Below are 18,173 nucleotides of genomic sequence, written 5' to 3' on the forward strand. Positions count from 1 at the left end.
CGAGGCCGGCCATGCAGTGCATCAGGGTCGACTTGCCGGAGCCGGAGGGGCCCATGATGGCGGTGAACTCGCCCTGGGGGAACACGACGCTGACGCTGTCGAGGGCGACGACGCGGGTCTCCCCCTCCCCGTAGACCTTGTTCAGACCGGTGGCGCGGGCGGCCGCCAGGCCGGTGCGGACGGCGGTTGCGGGGAAGGTCACGGGGGCTCCTAGGGATGAATCGGATTTTCCTACCGATCTATCCTTCCAAGGGGTTCGAGCCCGATGCGTATGCCGAGGGGACGGTCGGCCCCCGCCCACCCGGCGGGGTGGCGGGGGCCGTCTCCTCCTCAGGTATGACGCTTCTCCCTGAGTACCAAAGTCCCCGGCGGCTACTCCACCGCGACGCCGAAGGCGGTGGCCAGCCCGGCCAGACCGTTCGTCACCGCGTGGCCCGAGGTGGTGAACTGCCAGCCGCCGTCGGCCCGTTGGAAGGAGCCGAGGAGCATCGCCGAGTCCGGGATGCCGCCGTTGGCGCCCGGCCACTTGGCCGGCCCGGCCGCACCCGGCCCGTACGAGGCGACGACGGCGAGCCCGTACACGTAGCCGAGCGGCAGCGCCGGGGGCTCCTCCTCCTCGGTGGAGACGGCGACCACCACCTCGTCGACGGCCGCCGGCAGCCGGTGCAGGTCCACGCTCAGCCGGGCCGCCCGGGTCGGCTCGCCCGGCACCGAGCGGGTCGGGTGCAGCCGGACGGCGCCGTCCGGGTCCTGCGGGTTGTTGAAGAACACGAAGTGCTCGTCGCTCAGCACCCGGCCCTTGGCGCAGAGGAAGGCGGTCACGTCCAGCTCCACCGCGTCCCCGCCGGCGGTGCGGCTCTGCCAGCTGACCGTGAGGGTGCTCCCGGCGGCGGCCTGCTCCTCGCGGGTCCGCTCCTCGCGGGGCTGCTCCGGGGCCGGGGCGCTCCCGCCGCCGAGGCGGCCGCGCAGTCCCTGCTCGGCCAGCAGCTCGACCAGCTCCGGGCCGCTCAGCAGGGTCAGCGGCTTGCCCTCGATGTAGCTGTACGAGCCGCGGCCGAAGCCCGCGGTGGTGACCAGGATGCCCTTGATCGCGCCGTGGTGGCGGACGGTGGACTCCAGGTCGCGCACGGCCGTCGGCGGGACGGTCTTCTTGTAGCGCTTGGCCTGGATCACGATCTTGCCGCCGGTCACCGGGTCCAGGTCCTCGGCGATCACGTCCACCCCGACGTCGCCGCTGCGGGCCGTGGTCATCACCCGGAAACCGCGCAGCCGGAACAGCTCGGCGATCAGCTCCTCGAACTCGATCGGGTCCATCTCGAACAGGTCCGGCTCGTCCTCGCCGCCGTGCCCGGCCAGACTGCCGCCGACCGTCTCCGGCAGCCGGTCCGGCTTCACCTCGTCCAACCGCTCCGGGCGGGCGGACAGCTTGCCGCCCAGGCCCTGGAAGCACTCCACCGGCGCCACCCGGTCCAGCGCCAGCCCGGCGAACTCGGCCCGGGTCACGGTCAGCGTGGACAGGAAGCGCTCCGCCTCCCGGCCGGTCGCCGGGTCGATGCCGAGGACGAAACCGTTCAGCACCACCGAGTCCAGCATCCCGTCGCGGTCCGCCCGGAACAGCTCCACCGCGACCCGCAGCGCCGACTGCGCCAGCACCTCCCGGTACAGCGCCTTGCGCTCGGTCGCCGGGCGGGCCACCTCGGCCTCGCGGTCGTCCGCCTTCACGTAGCGCACCCGGGAGGCGGCCGGCACCACGTCCGGACCGGGCAGCTCCCAGTTCACCACCAGCTGACGGCTCGTCGCCTCCCAGGCCGCCACCAGCCGGTGCGGGAAGCCCTCCGGCCAGGCCGCCGAGGCGTACAGGCCGGCTGTGAAGTACTCCTGCACGGCCTCCGGCTCACCCGCCCGCAGCCGCCGCAGCAACTCCTCGGTCCCGGCCCCGCGCGACTCCTCCTCGCGGCGGAAGCGCTCCGCCCAGGCCAGGTACTCCTGGTGGTACGCGGCCAGCCGGCGCTGCCGGTCCGCCTCCCGCGCCTGCGCGGCGTACCAGTCCTGCTCGAACCGGGCCCGGGCCTGGGCGACGTACTGCTCGTACTGCCGGCGCACCCCGACATTGCGGGCCTGCGCCGCGTCCGGCGGCGGCACGTGGTACGCGGCGGAGGTCTGGTCGGGCATCGGCACCGGCTCACCCAGCGGGCCCGGATCGAACGGCGGCACCGGACGCGGCGCCAACAACGCCTGCGGCCCGAACCCCGGCGCGGCCAGCCCGGCCGCCAGCAGCCCGCGCAACTCCTCGACCCGGGCGTCCAGTTCGGCCGTCTGCCGGGCCGCCTCCGCCTCCCGCGACTGCTGGTAGGCGCGCTGCGCCTCCCGTTCGTCACGGGCGGCCGCCCGCTGCGCCTCGCGCTGCGCACGCTCGTGCCGCCGCAACTCCGCCGCCTCGGCGCGCCAACGGGCCTCCTCCCGACGCTGCTGCTGCCGCTGCGCTTCCGCCCAGACCGCCAGCACCCCGCTGTTCCGCCGCCCCGCCACCATCCACCCCTTCGCGCTCCGCACCGACCCGGCCGCCCACGCCACCTCCCGGCAACACCGCCGACCGCGCCCGCCACAATAGAACGTGGACAGCCCACCCGGCCAAGCGCCTACGACCTGCGGGGCTTCGGCCCGGGCGGCGGTCGTGCGAGGGCGTCCACGGGCGGCGGTCGGCATTGGCGTAGTGCCGGATCGAGGTGCCGATGGCGTTGGTGGCCCAGCAGATGGTGGCGTGGGTGAGCATTTCCGGGGTGAAGTCGCCGCTGTCAGTGGCGCCGGGTAGCCTCACCGGATCGAAGACCTCCAGGGAGGGATGCCCGTGACGGTCCCCGCACCGCAGCACCCGGACCGGCCCGCCGGCTGGGTCTCCACCGGCCTGAGCTGGCACGACGGCCGGGCCCTGCTCGGCGCCGTGCGCGGCGCCCGGGTGCACGAGCGCGTCGTCGCGCCGGGTGTCGAGGTCGGCTGGCTGCTCGGCGGCCCGCGCCGCTGCGTCGGGGCCTGGCTGGCCGGCGCGACGGAGCGCACGCCGTGCCCGCACCACGCGGCGATCGACCCCGGCGGCAGCGCGACGCAGTGCCCGGCCTGCCAGAGCGTGGACCGCGGCCTGGCCCTGGCCCGGGACCAGATCCTGGACGACGGCCGCACCTACCTGCTCTACCTCGCCTGGTTCGGCGAGGGCCTGCTGAAGGTCGGCCTGACCGCCGAGCAGCGCGGCGACAGCCGGCTGCTCGAACAGGGCGCGCTGGCCTACGCGTTCACCGCGCGCGGCGGCCTGCCCGCGATCCGCCGCGCCGAACTCACCGTCGCCGCCTCGGGGATGGCCCGCGAGCGCTTCACGTCCCGGCTGAAAACGGATCACTGGTGGGCGCACGGCGACGCCCCGTACCGCCGTACCGTGCTCACCGAGGCCCGTGCCCGGGCGCACCGACTGCTGGACGGCCACGCCCTGGAGCTGTTCGCCGACCGCCCGGTGGTGGACCACGTCGAGCGCTACGGCCTGGGTGCGGGCGCCCCCGAGGCCTACCGCGAGATCACCGGGCTGGTCGCCGGGGCGGTGGTGGCGGGCACCCTGCGCCCGCCGGTCGGGCGGCACCTGTTCCTCGACCAGCCGGACGGCTCCAGCCCGCTGCTGCTGGACACCCGGCGGCTCACCGGCTGGACGCTCACCCCGGTCACCGGCCGCGGCTCCGAGGGCCTGGGCCTGGAGGAGCGGGTCCGTCCGCCGGCGCCGGACACCCAGGAGGCGTTGTTCTGAGCAGGACCTGGTGACCTGTCCCCTCGCGGACACCGCCCGACCGGCCCGGTCAGGCCGGTCAGCCGCTGATCAGGGCCAGGAGCTGGTTCGCCAGGCCCAGCGCGGGCGCGGCGGCCTCGCCGATGCTCTGCGTCACGCCGGCCAGCAGGAGGAGGGTGTTGCGCCAGCCGCGCCGCTCCTCGGAGGCCGGGTCGCGCAGCACGGGGAGGGCTTCGGTGAGGCTCTGCCGGTCCTCCTCGTGCACCCGCGAGTCGCGCGCCAATTCGGCCACCACGGCGGCGAGCTGGGCGAACATCGCGGCGATCTCGGGCGGCAGGGCCTCGCCGGCCTGGCCGTTGTTGTGCTGGACGCCGACGTTGTGGTGGCCGCCGTGGATGGTGACGCTGTCACCTATGTGGAACTGCGGGTTGCTGCCGCTCATTTGCTGACTCCCGTGTTGCCGTTGCCGCCGTAGATGTTGACGCTGTCGCCGAACTGGTAGTGCCGCAGGTCGACGATGATGCTGCTGACGAACTGCTGGAACTCGATCTGCGGGTTCTCGATCGCCCGCGCGACGGCGGCCTGCAGTTCGTACGCGGGCCCCGGCGATTCCCAGGCCAGCAGCGCGGTCGGCGGTCCCGCCGTGTCGACGGTCAGTGCGTACAGGCGGTTCTGGCGCAGGACCGGAAGGGTGACGAACACGAAGTAGAGCACCACGGCGACCAGCGCCAGCACCACGGGCCACCCCGAGTCGGAGCCCGGCTGGCCGCCGCCCAGTGCGCCGGCGGCGGCGTTGTTGGCAGCATTGAGCAGGAACGCGGCCGTGAGGACCGTTCCCGCGAACTTGAAGAGACGTCCGATCGCGCCGAACTTGTCCGGCACGATGATCGTGATGCTCGCCCGGGCGACGGTCGCCAGCGGGTACGCCGCTTCCCCGACCCAGAGGATGCGCTTGGTCACGGCCACCCGGATGGTGCGCCGGGTGGGTGAGAACACCGGTGGCGGCATCGGTGCGGCCGCTGGTGGAGGCGGCGGCGGTGGCGGTGGGATGAACGGCGTGGGGCCGGTGTGTCCGGCCCAGGTCGAGCCAGCCGGTTCGGTCGGCTGCATGGCGCCCCCCAAGGCTCGCAAACGAGGTACGACAATAAACCAGCATGTTTGAGCCATGCACAAGTTTGGTGCCGTGGACGAACTTTGACGTGACGTCAGAAGATCCGCGATGCCTCGTTCGACCGCCGGGTCGGGCTCTGCCCCCCGGTTCAGCCCAGCCTGCTGCGCACCCCACCCGGCCCCGAGCGCGCCCGGCGCGACAGCGGCGGCCGGGACGGGCGGACGTCGCCGCGCCCGGGGGTCGGCTCAACGCCCTCGGCGGCCCGCCGGGCGAGCGCGGCCCGGGCGGCGGCCAGCGCGATCCGGGCGAGCAGTGGATCCTCCGGCTCGCCCGCCGTGCGCTTGACGGTCTGACAGGAGGAGCACCAGAGCGGCGACGCCGGCCCGTCCGGGTAGACCATGCCCTCCGGCGGTAGGTAGTGCCCACCGCACTCGACGCATTCGAAGACCAACCTCATCCGACGATCACCGTCCCGGATCCGTGGCACCGACCGCAGGGCGACCAGAAGGTGTGGATCCTGGGCACCATGCTTCCTTCCTCGTCCAGTTCGACCGTTGCCTCGGTCTTCTGGGTCCCCCCGGACCCGCCGCAGCCGGAGCAGGACTGAACCTGGGGCATATGCCGTCCTCCCGTAGCGGAGGTCCACCGTAGCGCGATTTCCCGCGTCGCAGCACCGCTCCCGGAGATCCACCACCCGTACGGGGAGCGTGAACTGCCCCCGTACGCGCCGCCGTAGACGGTGTCGGCCCCCCGCACGAGCACCTGTGCGAGGGGCCGACCGACCATGGGGAGGTGTCAACTACGGGCGGCCCGCAGGAACTCCCGGTTCATCGCCGCGATGCTGGGCAGCGGGATGCCCTTGGGGCAGGCGGTGGCGCACTCGCCGGTGTTGGTGCAGCCGCCGAAGCCCTCGGCGTCCATCGCCGAGACCATGTTCCGTACCCGGCTGGCGCGTTCGGGAGCGCCCTGCGGCAGCACGTTGAGGTGCACCACCTTGGCGGAGGTGAACAGCATCGCCGAGCCGTTCGGGCAGGCGGCCACGCAGGCGCCGCAGCCGATGCACTCCGCGTGCTCGAAGGCGGTGTCCGCGGCCTCCTTGGGGACGGGCGTGGCGTGCGCCTCGGGGGCGCTGCCGGTGGGCGCGGTGATGTAGCCGCCGGAGCCGATGATCCGGTCGAAGGCCGAGCGGTCCACCACCAGGTCCTTGACCACGGGGAAGGCCGCCGCCCGCCAGGGCTCGACGTCGATGGTGTCGCCGTCCTTGAAGTGCCGCATGTGCAGCTGGCAGGTGGTGGTCCGCTCGGGGCCGTGCGCCTGGCCGTTGATGACCATGCCGCAGGCGCCGCAGATGCCCTCGCGGCAGTCGTGGTCGAAGGCGACCGGCAGGTCGCCGCGGGTGATCAGCTCCTCGTTGAGGGTGTCGAGCATCTCCAGGAAGGACATGTCCGGGCTGATCCCGCTGACCTGGTAGGTGGTCATCGACCCGGGTGCGTCCGGGCCCGCCTGGCGCCAGATGCGCAGGGTGAGGTTCATGCGTAGCTCCGCTGGGTGGGATGGACGTACTCGAAGTCGAGGGCCTCGCGGTGGAGGACGGGTGCCTCGCCGGTGCCGGTGAACTCCCAGGCGGCGGCGTAGGTGAACTCCTCGTCGCGCCGGGCGGCCTCGCCCTCGGGGGTCTGGCTCTCGGTGCGGAAGTGGCCGCCGCAGGACTCGGCCCGGTGCAGCGCGTCCAGGCACATCAGCTCGGCCAGCTCGAAGTAGTCGACCAGCCGGTTGGCCTTCTCCAGCGACTGGTTGAGCTCCTGCCCGGTGCCGGGCACCTTGATCCGGCGCCAGAACTCCTCGCGCAGCTGCGGGATCCGCTCCAGCGCCCGCTTCAGCCCGGCCTCGTCGCGGGCCATCCCGCACTCGTCCCAGAGCAGTTCGCCGAGTTCGCGGTGGAAGGAGTCCGGGGTGCGGTCGCCGTTGACGGCGAGGATCAGGTTGAGCCGGTCCTCGACCTGCGCCTCGACCTCGGTGAGCACCGGGTGGTCGGCGGGCACGGCGGCCAGCGGGTTGCGGGCCAGATAGTCGTTGAGGGTGGGCGGCAGCACGAAGTAGCCGTCGGCGAGGCCCTGCATCAGCGCGCTGGCGCCGAGCCGGTTGGCGCCGTGGTCGGAGAAGTTGGCCTCGCCGACCGCGAACAGACCCGGGATGCTGGTCTGCAGGTCGTAGTCGACCCAGAGCCCGCCCATCGTGTAGTGGATCGCCGGGTAGATCCGCATCGGCACCCGGTACGGGTCCTCGGCGGTGATCCGCTCGTACATCTCGAAGAGGTTGCCGTACTTGGCCTCCACCGCGTCCCGGCCCATCCGGCGGATGGCGTCCGCGAAGTCCAGGTACACGCCCTGCCCGCCGGGGCCGACGCCGCGGCCCTCGTCGCAGACGTTCTTGGCGGCCCGGGAGGCGATGTCGCGCGGCACCAGGTTGCCGAAGGCGGGGTAGATCCGCTCCAGGTAGTAGTCCCGCTCCTCCTCCGGGATCTGTCCGGGCGGGCGGTTGTCGCCCTTGGCCTTGGGCACCCAGATCCGACCGTCGTTGCGCAGCGACTCGCTCATCAGGGTGAGCTTGGACTGGTGGTCGCCGGAGCGCGGGATGCAGGTCGGGTGGATCTGGGTGAAGCACGGGTTGGCGAAGTAGGCGCCGCGCCGGTGGGCGCGCCAGATCGCGGTGGTGTTGGAGTTCTTGGCGTTGGTGGAGAGGTAGAAGACGTTGCCGTAGCCGCCGGTCGCGAGCACCACGGCGTCCGCGGTGTAGCTGCGGATCTCGCCGGTGACGAGGTCGCGGGCGACGATGCCGCGGGCCCGGCCGTCGACCACCAGCAGGTCGAGCATCTCGGTGCGCGGGTGGAGCTCCACGTTCCCGGCGGCGATCTGCCGGGACAGCGCCTGGTAGGCGCCGAGCAGCAGCTGCTGACCCGTCTGGCCGCGGGCGTAGAAGGTCCGGGAGACCTGCACGCCGCCGAAGGAGCGGGTGTCCAGCAGGCCGCCGTACTCGCGGGCGAAGGGCACGCCCTGGGCCACGCACTGGTCGATGATCTCCACCGACACCTGGGCGAGCCGGTGCACGTTGGACTCGCGGGCGCGGAAGTCGCCGCCCTTGACGGTGTCGTAGAACAGCCGGCGGATCGAGTCGCCGTCGTTGCGGTAGTTCTTGGCCGCGTTGATGCCGCCCTGGGCGGCGATCGAATGAGCGCGCCGCGGGGAGTCCTGGAAGCAGAACTGGACGACGTGGTAGCCCTGTTCGGCGAGCGTGGCGCCGGCCGCGCCGCCGGCCAGGCCGGTGCCGACCACGATCACGGTGTGCTTGCGCCGGTTGGCCGGGTTGACCAGCTTGGCGTCGAACCGCCGCTGGTCCCAGCGCTGTTCGATCGGCCCGGCGGGGGCCTTGGTGTCGGCGACCGCCTCGCCGAGGGTGTACTCCAGGTAGCTCATTTCACCACTCCGAACATCACGGCCACGGGGACGGACAGGAAGCCGGCCGTCAGCACCAGCGCCAGGCCGTTGGCGGCCAGCTTCAGCGCCTTGTCGCGGCGGGCGTTGTTGGCGCCGAGGGTCTGCGCGGCGCTCCAGAAGCCGTGCCGGATGTGGAAGCCCAGGGCCAGCATCGCGACGATGTAGATCACGTCGCTGTACCAGCGGCCGAAGGTGCCCACCACGTTCTGGTACACGTGCCCGTGCTCGGCGACCGGGTTCACCGTGAGCGTGGTGAGGTCGAGGATGTGCCAGACGATGAACAGCCCCAGGATCACCCCGCCCCAGCGCATGGTCCGGGTCGCGTAGCCGGCGCGCCGGCGCTGGTGCACGTACTTGCTCGGGCGGGCGGCCAGGTCGCGGCGGCTCAGCTGGTACGCGGACACGCCGTGCAGCACGACGGCGGCCAGCAGGCCGGCCCGGGCGATCCACAGGAACCACTCGTAGCGCAGGAAGGGCTCGCCGAGCGTGCGCAGCCAGTGCGCGTAGCCGTTGATCTCGTCCGGGCCGAAGAACACCTTGAGGTTCCCCAGCATGTGCGCGACCAGGTACAGCAGCATGACCAGTCCGCTGACGGCCATGACCGCCTTCTTGCCGACGGTCGACCGCCACAGGGTCAGCAGGGTGGACGGATGCCGGCCCGTCCGCGTCGCGGTTGTCATGTCGGCAACGGTAGGGACGGTCGCCAGGGTGCGTCCAAGACATGATGTGGCTGGTGACGATAGCCATGGCCTATCGACGCGGATTAACCTGGTCCTGTGCAGCTCCAGCAACTCCGCTACTTCCTGGCCGTCGCCGAGACCCGGCACTTCACCCGGGCGGCCGAGGCCGCGCACGTGGCGCAGCCGTCACTGTCACAGCAGATCCGGGCGCTGGAACGGGAGTTGGGTGCCGAGCTGTTCCACCGCACCCGGGGCAACATCGCGCTGACCGACGCCGGGGACGCCCTGCTGCCGCTGGCCCGGCGCATCCTCGCGGACACCGAGAGCGCCCGCCTCGCCGTCCAGGAGACGGTGCAGCTGCGCCGCGGTCGGGTGCGGCTGGGCGCGCCGCCGAGCCTGTGCACCAGCCTGGTGCCGGACGTGCTGCGGGTCTTCCGGGACCGCTACCCGGGCGTGGCGCTGGGGGTGCGCGAGGGCGGCTCGCGCGACCTGGTGCGCTGGCTGGCGGCGGGGGAGCTGGACCTCGCGCTGATCATCACCCCGCCGAGCGGGGAGGCGGCGCCCGCCCTCGCGGTCACCGAACTGCTGCACGAGGAGCTGGTGTTGGTCGCCGCCGCCGGGCGCGCCCGGCGCACGGTGCGGGTGGCCGAGCTCAAGGGACGGCCGCTGGTGATGTTCCGGGAGGGCTACGACCTGCGGGAGGCGACCCTGGCGGCCTGCCGGGCGGCCGGGTTCGAGCCGGAGTTCGCGGTGGAGGGCGGCGAGATGGACGCGGTGCTGGGCTTCGTCCGGGCCGGGCTCGGACCGGCCGTGCTGCCCGGCATGGTGGCGGCCCGCTCGGGCCTGACCGTCACCCCGTTCGCCGGGCCGGGCCTGGCGCGCACCATCGCCGTGGCGCACGCCCACGAGGTGCCGCTCACCCGCGCCGCCGAGGCGCTGCACACCACCCTGCTGGCCCACCTGCGCGACGCGGCCCGCAGCGGCGAACTCCCGCCGGGCACCACGCTGCTGCTGCCGTGATCCCCCTCCCGGGCGTGCGCGGGCGCGGGAGGGGGTGTGGGTTCGGCCAGGCCGTGTCGTCTCCCTACCTCGCCAGACCTCGCGCCGTGGCAAGCAGCGCCTCGTCCAGGGCGGTAGGGGCGACGCCGAGCGCGTGCTCCGTGTCGGTCGAGTCGAGGACGTGTGGGTTCTCGGTGGCGTACAGCATCTCGACGAGTTCGCCGAAGAGGGGGTTGCGCTCCGCGAGCGTGAGGAGCGCATCGCGGTCGAGACGCTCCAGGCGCGGATCGGGGGAGGCTGTCAGCTTGGCGAAGCGTTCCGCCAGTTCACGCACGGGGATGTTCGCCGCCGGCACGTGCCAAGCCCGTCCCCAGGAGCGGGTGTCATGGGCGGCGGCCACCAGTGCCGAGGCCACGTCCCCGACGTACGACCAGGACTGCGGTACATCGAGACGTCCGGGATAGGACGCCACCTCGCCGGCCAGCACCTGTGGGGCGACCGACAGCGTGAAGGGACTCAGCACCCCCTCGCCCAGGAACCCTGCCGCGCGCACCTCGGTGACCTCCACGCGCCCCGCCTCGTAGGCGGCCAGGGCGTCCAGCCACATCCGGGCGCGCACCCGGCCCTTGGCCGAGACGGGCGCCATCGGCAGGTCCTCGGTGATGGGCCCGTCCACGTGCCCGTACCCGTAGAGGTTCCCGAGCATCACGTAGCGTGCGCCCGCATGCTCCGCAGCGGTCAGCAGTGCGGCCGCGAGAGGCGGTGCATCGGTGATCCAACGGTCGTACGGAGGCATCGCGCAGTTGATCAACACCTCGGCCCCCCCAACGAGCCCGACCAGGCGGTCGACATCACGGGCGTCGGCAGCGACCCGTTCGACCAGCGGGTGTTCCAAGCCGGTGCCGCGGCGCGTGATCTGACGTACCGGCACACCGCGCCCCACGAGTAGTGCGGCGACGGCGCGGCCGGTGGGACCGGCTCCCATGACGACATGGCGGGACATGAAAACCCCCGGAAAGCGTGGTGAGTGACAAGGGAATGCCCAGGCCGCAGTGAGGAGTTGCAGCTCAAGCGGCCGTGCCCGTCCAGCCTCCGCCATCGGTGGCGGCGCGGCCACCAGGGAAGAGGACAACGAACCGGAGGTTCTGGCCACCATGCACCGAGTCGCCGTCCTGGTCGTCCCCCCGGCCACGGCCTTCGACCTGTCCATCCCGGAACTCGTCTTCGGGGCGGTGCAGGTGGACGACGCACCGGGCTACGAGGTACGTGTCGGCACGTCAGAGCCCGGCCTCGTGGAAACCCTGGGCAGCCTCCAGGTCTCGATCCCCCACGGGCTGGACATCGTGGACACGGCCGACACGGTGATCGTCACCGGCACCGGGGCGCGCAGCGACGCCGATCCGCGCGTGCTCGACGCCGTGCGCCGCGCAGCGGCGACCGGCAGTCGTATCGCGTCGATCTGTACCGGCGCCTTCGTGCTGGCGCAGGCCGGCCTGCTGGACGGTCGCCGCGCCACGACCTACTGGCCCTTCTCCGGGGAACTCGTCGCCCGCTTTCCCGAGGTGGACGTTGTCGGCGACGTCCTCTTCGTCGAGGACGGGCACGTGTTCACCGCTGCGGGCCTGGCCGCGGGCATGGACCTCTGCCTGCATCTGATCCGCTCGGACCACGGCGCGGCAGTGGCCAACGCCGCAGCCCGGCTGACGCTGCTGGCCCCGACTCGCATCGGAGACCAGACCCAGACGGTGACCTCGCCGGTTCCCTCGACCCGCGCGTTCTCCCTGGCCGAAACGAGGGCCTGGGCGATGGACCGCCTCGATGAGCCCCTCACTCTTGCCGACCTGGCCGAACACGCGCACACCAGCGTGCGGACCCTGACTCGCCGGTTCCAGGCCGAAACCGGCCTCACCGCACTGCAGTGGCTGTTGCACCAGCGCGTCGACCGGGCCCGCGAGCTGCTGGAAACCACGACTCTTCCCGTCGACCAGGTCGCCGAACGCAGCGGCCTGGGCAGCCCGGACTCGCTGCGCCAGCACCTGCTGCGCCGGGTCCAGCTCACCCCCACCGCGTACCGCGCCCAGTGGCGGGGCACCACGGCAGCCCGGCGCGCGGCATCCAGGGGCTGAGTTCCTCGCGAAGCGCGAAGCCCCCGCTCCGCAATCGAAGCGGCCTTGTTGAGACCACGGATGAGGCTACGAGCACAGAAGGCCCGCACCGGTCTTCCTGGGCGGGCCGGTGCGGAACCGTGGTGTAGGACGTGCGAGGTTCGCCGGCTGTGTGAGACATCACTCTCCCGTCCTCGTGGCGCTGGTGGCCCGGGAAGGTCGACCATGTCGTCATGACTTCCTCGCCCCGCCCGCCGCACGTCGGTGGCCGACCGGATCCGACCGGCGGGACCGCCGCGCTCGGTGGAGAGCCCGCTCCCGCCCACGGGTACCTGCTGGACAACGCGCGCGCCGAGGCGGGCGAGCGGTTCGTCTGGCTGGCCGAGCTGTTCGACGCTGTGACGCGCGGGCACGTCGATCGACTGGGGGTCGGGGCCGGCTCGCGCTGCTGGGAAGTGGGGGCCGGTGGCCCCGGCATCCCGGAGGCGCTCGCGGCGGCCGTCGGTCCGACCGGGTACGTGCTGGCCACGGACATCGACCCGTCCTGGCTGAAGGCGGGCGACGGGTACGAGGTGCGCCAGCACGACGTCGCCGCTGATCCGCCCCCGGAGCCGGGGACGTTCGATCTGGTGCACGCCCGGCTCGTGCTGGTCCATGTACCCGACCGGGCTCGCGCGTTGGCCACGATGGCGGCAGCGCTACGGCCCGGCGGCTGGCTGCTGGTCGAGGACGCCGACACGGCTCTGCAGCCTCTGGCATGCCTGGACGACAGCGGCCCCGCGCAGCGGCGGGCCAACCGGCTGCGCGACGCGGTCCGGGAGCTGCTGAAGAGCCGCGGCGCGGACCTGCGTTACGGCCGGACACTGCCGCGGGCACTGCGTGAGGCCGGCTTGGTGGACGTCGCCGCGGCGGGCACTTTCCCGGTCGGCGGGTCGGCCTGCGACCGGCTGGAGGCGGCGACCATCCGGCACGTGCGCGGCGAGCTGCTCGCGGCCGGCCTGGCCGACGACGCCGAGATCGACGCGCACCTGGCCGCCATCCACGCGGGCGAACTCGACCTGACACTCGCGCCGCTGATCTCGGCCTGGGGACGCCGTCCGGTCGAGCACCCTCCGGCACTCGGTTAGGTGCGGAGCCCCGCCCCGAGGAGATCCCGGGCCGCGTTTCCGAGCGTGCGCGAGCGCGAAGGCCCGGAGCTGCGAGCCCCGGGCCTTCGTCGTGCGTGTGCTCAGGCCGGCAGCACGGCCTCGATCGCGGCGATCAGCTCGTCCGACTCCGGCTCGACGCGCGGACGCAGACGCGCGACGACGGTGCCGTCCGGCGAGATCAGGAACTTCTCGAAGTTCCAGCCGACGTCCCCGGCCTGGCCCTCGGCGTCGGCCACCTCGGTCAGCCGCTGGTACAGCGGGTGCCGGTCGGCGCCGTTGACGTCGATCTTCTCGAACAGCGGGAAGGTCACGCCGTAGGTGGTGGAGCAGAAGCTCTGGATCTCCTCGGCGCTGCCCGGCTCCTGCCCGGCGAACTGGTTGCACGGGAAGCCCAGCACGGTGAACCCGCGTTCGGCGTAGCGCTTCTGGAGGTTCTCCAGGCCGGTGTACTGCGGGGTCAGGCCGCACTTGGAGGCGACGTTGACGATCAGCAGCGCCTTGCCCTTGTAGTCGGCCAGGGAGGCGGCCTCGCCGGCGAGGGTGCGCAGCGGGATGTCGTACAGGCTCACGGTGGTGGTCCTTTCGGCAGGTTGGCAGGGGGTGTCGCCCGGGCACACGGTAGCGGCCCCGGACAGCTCAACCGTTGCGGCACCGCCGGTGTTCCGCCTGCGCGGGGGCGTACGGAGCGGCTCGTACGCCCCCGCATCCCCACGGGGTCGGAGTGCCGACCGGTCAGAGGGCCAGCGGCTTGATCGCGGTCGGCGCGTGCTCGGGGAGGGTGGCGAGCTCCTCGAACTCGTTGACCTTGTCGATGTCGGCGGCGGCCATCGAGATGTTGGTGACCCGCTCCAGGATGGCCTCGACCACGACCGGGACGCGGAATTCGGCGGCCAGCTTCTTGGCCTCCTCGAACGCGGGCAGCAGACCCTCGGGCTCGGTGACCCGGATCGCCTTGCAGCCCAGGCCCTCGGCGACCTTGACGTGGTCCACGCCGTAGACGCCCAGCTCGGGGGCGTTGATGTTCTCGAACTCCAGCTTGACCTGGAAGTCGATGTCGAAGTTGCGCTGCGCCTGGCGGATCAGGCCCAGGTAGGAGTTGTTCACCAGGACGTGGACGTACGGGATCCGGTGCTGGGCGCCGACCGCCAGCTCCTCGATCATGAACTGGAAGTCGTAGTCGCCGGAGAGCGCGACGATCTGGCCCTCGGGGTCGGCGGTGGCGACGCCGAGCGCGGCCGGGATGGTCCAGCCGAGCGGGCCGGCCTGGCCGCAGTTGATCCAGTGGCGCGGCTTGTAGACGTGCAGCATCTGGGCGCCGGCGATCTGCGACAGGCCGATGGTGGTGACGTAGCGCGTCTCCGGGCCGAAGGCCTTGTTCATCTCCTCGTACACGCGCTGCGGCTTGAGCGGCACGTTGTCGAAGTGGGTGCGGCGCTGCAGCTTGGCCTTGCGCTCCTGGGTGGAGGCGGCCCACTCGCTGCGGTCCTTGAGCCGGCCGGCGGCCTTGAGCTCCTCGGCGACCTGGACGAACAGCTCCAGGGCGGCCTTGGCGTCGGAGGCGATGCCGAGCTCGGGGGCGAAGATCTTGCCGATCTGGGTCGGCTCGACGTCCACGTGGACGAACGTGCGGCCCGCGGTGTAGACGTCCAGGCCGCCGGTGTGGCGGTTGGCCCAGCGGTTGCCGATGCCGAGGACGAAGTCGGAGGCGAGGAAGTTCTCGTTGCCGTAGCGGTGCGAGGTCTGCAGGCCGACCATGCCGGCGTTCAGCTCGTGGTCGTCCGGGACGATGCCCCAGCCCATCAGGGTCGGGACGACCGGGACGCCGGTCAGCTCGGCGAACTCCAGCAGCAGCTCGGAGGCGTCGGCGTTGATGACGCCGCCGCCGGCCACGATCAGCGGGCGCTCGGACTCCTGGAGCAGCGCGATGGCCTTCTCGATCTGGATCCGGTTGGCGGTCGGCTTGTAGACCGGCAGCGGCTGGTAGGCCTCCGGGTCGAAGTCGATCTCGGTCAGCTGGACGTCGATCGGCAGGTCGATCAGGACCGGGCCCGGACGGCCGGAGCGCATCAGGTGGAAGGCCTGCTGGAACACGCCGGGGACCTGGGCGGCCTCCAGGACGGTGGTCGCGGCCTTGGTGACGGGCTTGGCGATCGAGGCGATGTCGACGGCCTGGAAGTCCTCCTTGTGCAGCCGGGCGACGGGCGCCTGGCCGGTGATGCACAGGATCGGGATGGAGTCGGCGATCGCCGAGTACAGGCCGGTGATCATGTCGGTGCCGGCCGGGCCCGAGGTGCCGATGCACACGCCGATGTTGCCGGCCTTGGCGCGGGTGAAGCCCTCGGCCATGTGGGAGGCGCCCTCGACGTGCCGGGCCAGGGTGTGCTTGATCCCGCCCGAGGCCTTGAGGGCGGCGTAGAAGGGGTTGATGGCGGCGCCCGGCACGCCGAAGGCGACCTCAACGCCTTCGAGCTTGAGGATCTCCACGGCCGCGCGGGCGGCTGTCATACGAGGCATCGGGTCTCTCCTGCGTCGGCCCGCAGTGGCTCGGAGGGCTCATCTCCTGAATTCCACCATACGGAAGAACGGTTTCTGTATGTGGAAACAAGGTAGGGTCGGGTCCGTCGGAGCGTCAAGGGGGATTTCAACAGAATGTGGAAGTCGGGCGTGGTGGGATGGGGTGCCGGGCGGGGGCGGCTGAGCGGCGAGGGTTCGCACGTCTGAGCCGTGTTCGCGCTGGTGTACCCGGGGAAGCGGACGTTCCGGCCCGGAAAGCGCACCCGGTGTGCAAGGCGGGTGAAGGGGTGGTGCTCGAGGTCGGCCCGCCCCGCCGACCTGGGTACCGTCGGTGGCACGCCGGGCCCGTGACGTCCAACTGAGGCCGCGGCAGGGGGGTTCGGGAGCGCCGGGGAGCAGGGGAATCCGTCGGCGGTCCCGTCCAGGACCAGCGCGCCCGGTCCGCCGCACCGAGCGGAGGACGCACCGCACCCCCTGGCCGCACCGACCCGACACCCGCCGCCGCCCTCCGGCCCGCCCGGACGCGCGGCCGTACCGCTGGCGCCCCCCACCGTGCGGTCCTCACCGCCTCTTCGCCCCGCCTCCTCCTTGCCACTCCTCGCCGGTTCCGGCCGTACCGCTCCCTGCCCGGCCGCTCCCGGCCCTTGCCACTCCCGGCCCTGTCACGGCGTGCCCGCAGCGGCGGGCGCGCGGAAGGAACGTCCCCATGCGCTGCACCTCTGCCCGACCCCCGGCGGTGACCGGGTGAACCGACCGCCGCGCCGGCGCAAGAGCCCGCCGGGCCGCCCCCGGAAGAACGCCCCGCCGGGCCGCCGCCGGCCCCCGCTCGCCGCGCTGCGCGCCGTCCCCTGGCGGCAGGACCTGCCCGCCTCGCTGGTGGTGTTCCTGGTCGCCCTCCCGCTCTGCGTCGGGGTGGCCGTCGCCTCCGGAGTCCCGGCCGAACTGGGCCTGGTCACCGGTATCGTCGGCGGCCTGGTCGTCGGCGCGCTGCCCGGCAGCAGCCTCCAGGTCAGCGGGCCCGCCGCCGGGCTGACCGTGCTGGTCGCCGACGCCGTCCAGCGCTTCGGCGCAGGGGCGCTCGGCCTGCTGGTGCTCGGCACCGGCCTGCTCCAGCTGGCCATGGGCGCCCTGCGACTCGGCCGCTGGTTCCGGGCGATGTCCGCCTCCGTGGTGCACGGCATGCTGGCCGGCATCGGGCTGACCCTGCTGTTCGGCCAGCTCTACGCGCTCGCCGACCGCCGTGCCCCGGCCACCGGCTCGGAGAAGATCGCCGGGGTGCCTGCCCTGGCGACGGACGCGGCCACCGCCGCGGCCAATCCGAGCGCCGTCGCCCTGGGCCTGGGCACCCTTCTGGTGCTCGTCGCCTGGAAGCACCTGCCCGGGCGGCTGGCCCGTACCGTCCCCGCGCCGCTGGCCGCGGTCGGCCTGGCCGCCGCCGTCACCGCCGCGGCCGACCTGCCGGTGGCCCGGGTCCGGGTCGCCGGCCTGCTCGACGTCGTCCACCTGCCCGAACGCGACTCGCTGGGCGCGCTGGCCGGCACCGCCGGGCTCGGCACCGTCGTCGCCTTCACGCTGATCGCCTCCGCGGAGACGTTGTTCAGTGCCGCCGCCGTCGACCGGATGCACCACGGCCCGCGCACCGACTACGACCGGGAGCTCACCGCCCAGGGCCTCGGCAACACCGTCTGCGGGCTGCTCGGCGCGCTGCCGATGACCGCGGTGATCGTGCGCAGCGCGGCCAACGTCCAGGCAGGCGCCCGCACCAAGGCCTCGCGCTTCCTGCACGGGCTCTGGCTGCTGCTGTTCTCCGCGCTGCTGCCCGGCGTGCTCGGGCTGGTCCCGCTCACCGCGCTGGCCGCCGTCCTGGTCCACGCCGGAGCCAAGCTGGTGCCGCTGCGCCGGATCGCCGGGCTGTGCCGCGGGCATTGGGGCGAGGCGCTGGTGCTCGGGGTGACGGCGGCGGCGATCATCGCCACCGACCTGTTCGAGGGGGTGCTGATCGGCATCGGGCTGGCGGTGGCCAAGTCCGCCTGGCAGACCTCGCACCTGCAGATCGCCGTGGAGGAACTGGTGCTGCCGACCGGCCGGCCGCTGCACCGGGTGCGGCTCAGCGGCAACGCCACCTTCCTGCGGCTGCCCCGGCTGCTGGACACCCTGGAACGGCTGCCGGACGACCGGCCGGTGGAGCTGGACTGGTCCGGGCTGCGCCACCTGGACCACGCCTGCACGCTGGCCCTCGCCTCCTGGGCGGCCCAGCACCGCGCCCGCTCCAGCGAGCCGCTGGCCGTCGAACCGCCGCTGCCGACGGTCGCCTGATCGGCGTTGTGGATAGCCTGGTCGCGGCCCGGATCCGGTC

Annotated in this window: 16 protein-coding genes; 5 read left to right on the top strand and 11 right to left on the bottom strand. The window is 72.9% G+C overall.

The features are described 5' to 3' along the window. Positions 1-202, bottom strand: a 202-nt coding sequence (locus ACFVWU_RS40100) for an ATP-binding cassette domain-containing protein (protein ID WP_387630520.1), incomplete at its 3' end; no start/stop codon positions are given. 170 nt (positions 203-372) lie between these two features. Further along, positions 373-2,529: a restriction endonuclease gene (locus ACFVWU_RS40105; RefSeq protein ID WP_387630522.1), complete on the bottom strand. Its 2,157-nt coding sequence runs from the start codon at positions 2,527-2,529 to the stop codon at positions 373-375. 319 nt (positions 2,530-2,848) lie between these two features. Between ACFVWU_RS40105 and ACFVWU_RS40110 the strand changes: the two genes are divergently transcribed. Then, positions 2,849-3,787 (top strand): DUF2797 domain-containing protein, encoded by a 939-nt coding sequence (locus tag ACFVWU_RS40110; RefSeq protein ID WP_387630524.1) that lies wholly within the window; start codon positions 2,849-2,851, stop codon positions 3,785-3,787. Positions 3,788-3,845: 58 nt separating this feature from the next. On the opposite strand, the gene ACFVWU_RS40115 is transcribed toward ACFVWU_RS40110, so the two are convergent. The 6 genes from ACFVWU_RS40115 to ACFVWU_RS40140 all read right to left on the bottom strand — a co-directional run bounded on the left by ACFVWU_RS40115 (position 3,846) and on the right by ACFVWU_RS40140 (position 9,051). Next, positions 3,846-4,208: a hypothetical protein gene (locus ACFVWU_RS40115; protein ID WP_387630527.1), complete on the bottom strand. Its 363-nt coding sequence runs from the start codon at positions 4,206-4,208 to the stop codon at positions 3,846-3,848. Continuing rightward, positions 4,205-4,726, bottom strand: a complete 522-nt coding sequence (locus tag ACFVWU_RS40120) for a DUF6232 family protein (protein ID WP_387630530.1) — start codon at positions 4,724-4,726, stop codon at positions 4,205-4,207. Before ACFVWU_RS40120 ends, ACFVWU_RS40115 begins: the two co-directional genes overlap by 4 nt. Positions 4,727-5,025: 299 nt before the next feature. Next, complete coding sequence (locus ACFVWU_RS40125) at positions 5,026-5,334, bottom strand: hypothetical protein (RefSeq protein WP_387630531.1); 309 nt, start codon at positions 5,332-5,334, stop codon at positions 5,026-5,028. Between the two features lie 338 nt (positions 5,335-5,672). Further along, positions 5,673-6,410, bottom strand: a complete 738-nt coding sequence (locus ACFVWU_RS40130) for a succinate dehydrogenase/fumarate reductase iron-sulfur subunit (protein ID WP_387630534.1) — start codon at positions 6,408-6,410, stop codon at positions 5,673-5,675. Next, positions 6,407-8,350 (bottom strand): fumarate reductase/succinate dehydrogenase flavoprotein subunit, encoded by a 1,944-nt coding sequence (locus tag ACFVWU_RS40135; RefSeq protein ID WP_387630536.1) that lies wholly within the window; start codon positions 8,348-8,350, stop codon positions 6,407-6,409. Before ACFVWU_RS40135 ends, ACFVWU_RS40130 begins: the two co-directional genes overlap by 4 nt. Further along, positions 8,347-9,051, bottom strand: a complete 705-nt coding sequence (locus ACFVWU_RS40140) for a succinate dehydrogenase cytochrome b subunit (protein ID WP_387630537.1) — start codon at positions 9,049-9,051, stop codon at positions 8,347-8,349. The genes ACFVWU_RS40135 and ACFVWU_RS40140 overlap by 4 nt, the downstream gene beginning before the upstream one ends. 96 nt (positions 9,052-9,147) lie before the next feature. Here ACFVWU_RS40140 and ACFVWU_RS40145 point away from each other — a divergent pair, with 96 nt between their 5' ends. Beyond that, entirely contained in the window at positions 9,148-10,071 is a 924-nt protein-coding gene (locus ACFVWU_RS40145; RefSeq protein ID WP_387630540.1) for a LysR family transcriptional regulator, read from the top strand. Between the two features lie 64 nt (positions 10,072-10,135). Here ACFVWU_RS40145 and ACFVWU_RS40150 read toward each other — a convergent pair whose 3' ends face one another. Continuing rightward, positions 10,136-11,053: an NAD-dependent epimerase/dehydratase family protein gene (locus tag ACFVWU_RS40150; protein ID WP_387630541.1), complete on the bottom strand. Its 918-nt coding sequence runs from the start codon at positions 11,051-11,053 to the stop codon at positions 10,136-10,138. A gap of 151 nt (positions 11,054-11,204) precedes the next feature. Between ACFVWU_RS40150 and ACFVWU_RS40155 the strand changes: the two genes are divergently transcribed. Next, entirely contained in the window at positions 11,205-12,176 is a 972-nt protein-coding gene (locus tag ACFVWU_RS40155) for a GlxA family transcriptional regulator (protein WP_387630543.1), read from the top strand. A gap of 212 nt (positions 12,177-12,388) precedes the next feature. After that, a complete protein-coding gene (locus tag ACFVWU_RS40160) occupies positions 12,389-13,282 on the top strand; it encodes a methyltransferase domain-containing protein (protein WP_387630545.1) in 894 nt (297 codons plus the stop codon). A gap of 101 nt (positions 13,283-13,383) precedes the next feature. Here ACFVWU_RS40160 and ACFVWU_RS40165 read toward each other — a convergent pair whose 3' ends face one another. Both ACFVWU_RS40165 and gcl read right to left on the bottom strand, forming a co-directional pair. Next, the gene (locus ACFVWU_RS40165; protein WP_387630546.1) at positions 13,384-13,872 is read right to left on the bottom strand and encodes a glutathione peroxidase; all 489 of its coding nucleotides are present in this window, start codon (positions 13,870-13,872) and stop codon (positions 13,384-13,386) included. Between the two features lie 163 nt (positions 13,873-14,035). Then, positions 14,036-15,817, bottom strand: coding sequence for a glyoxylate carboligase (gene gcl / locus ACFVWU_RS40170; protein ID WP_387630549.1), 1,782 nt, complete (start codon positions 15,815-15,817; stop codon positions 14,036-14,038). Positions 15,818-16,561: 744 nt separating this feature from the next. On the opposite strand from gcl, the gene ACFVWU_RS40175 reads away from it, so the two are divergent. Continuing rightward, entirely contained in the window at positions 16,562-18,133 is a 1,572-nt protein-coding gene (locus ACFVWU_RS40175) for a SulP family inorganic anion transporter (protein ID WP_387630550.1), read from the top strand. The last annotated feature ends 40 nt before the right edge of the window (positions 18,134-18,173 follow it).

The sequence above is a fragment of the Kitasatospora sp. NPDC058190 genome (assembly GCF_042883685.1).
Lineage (GTDB): Bacteria > Actinomycetota > Actinomycetes > Streptomycetales > Streptomycetaceae > Kitasatospora.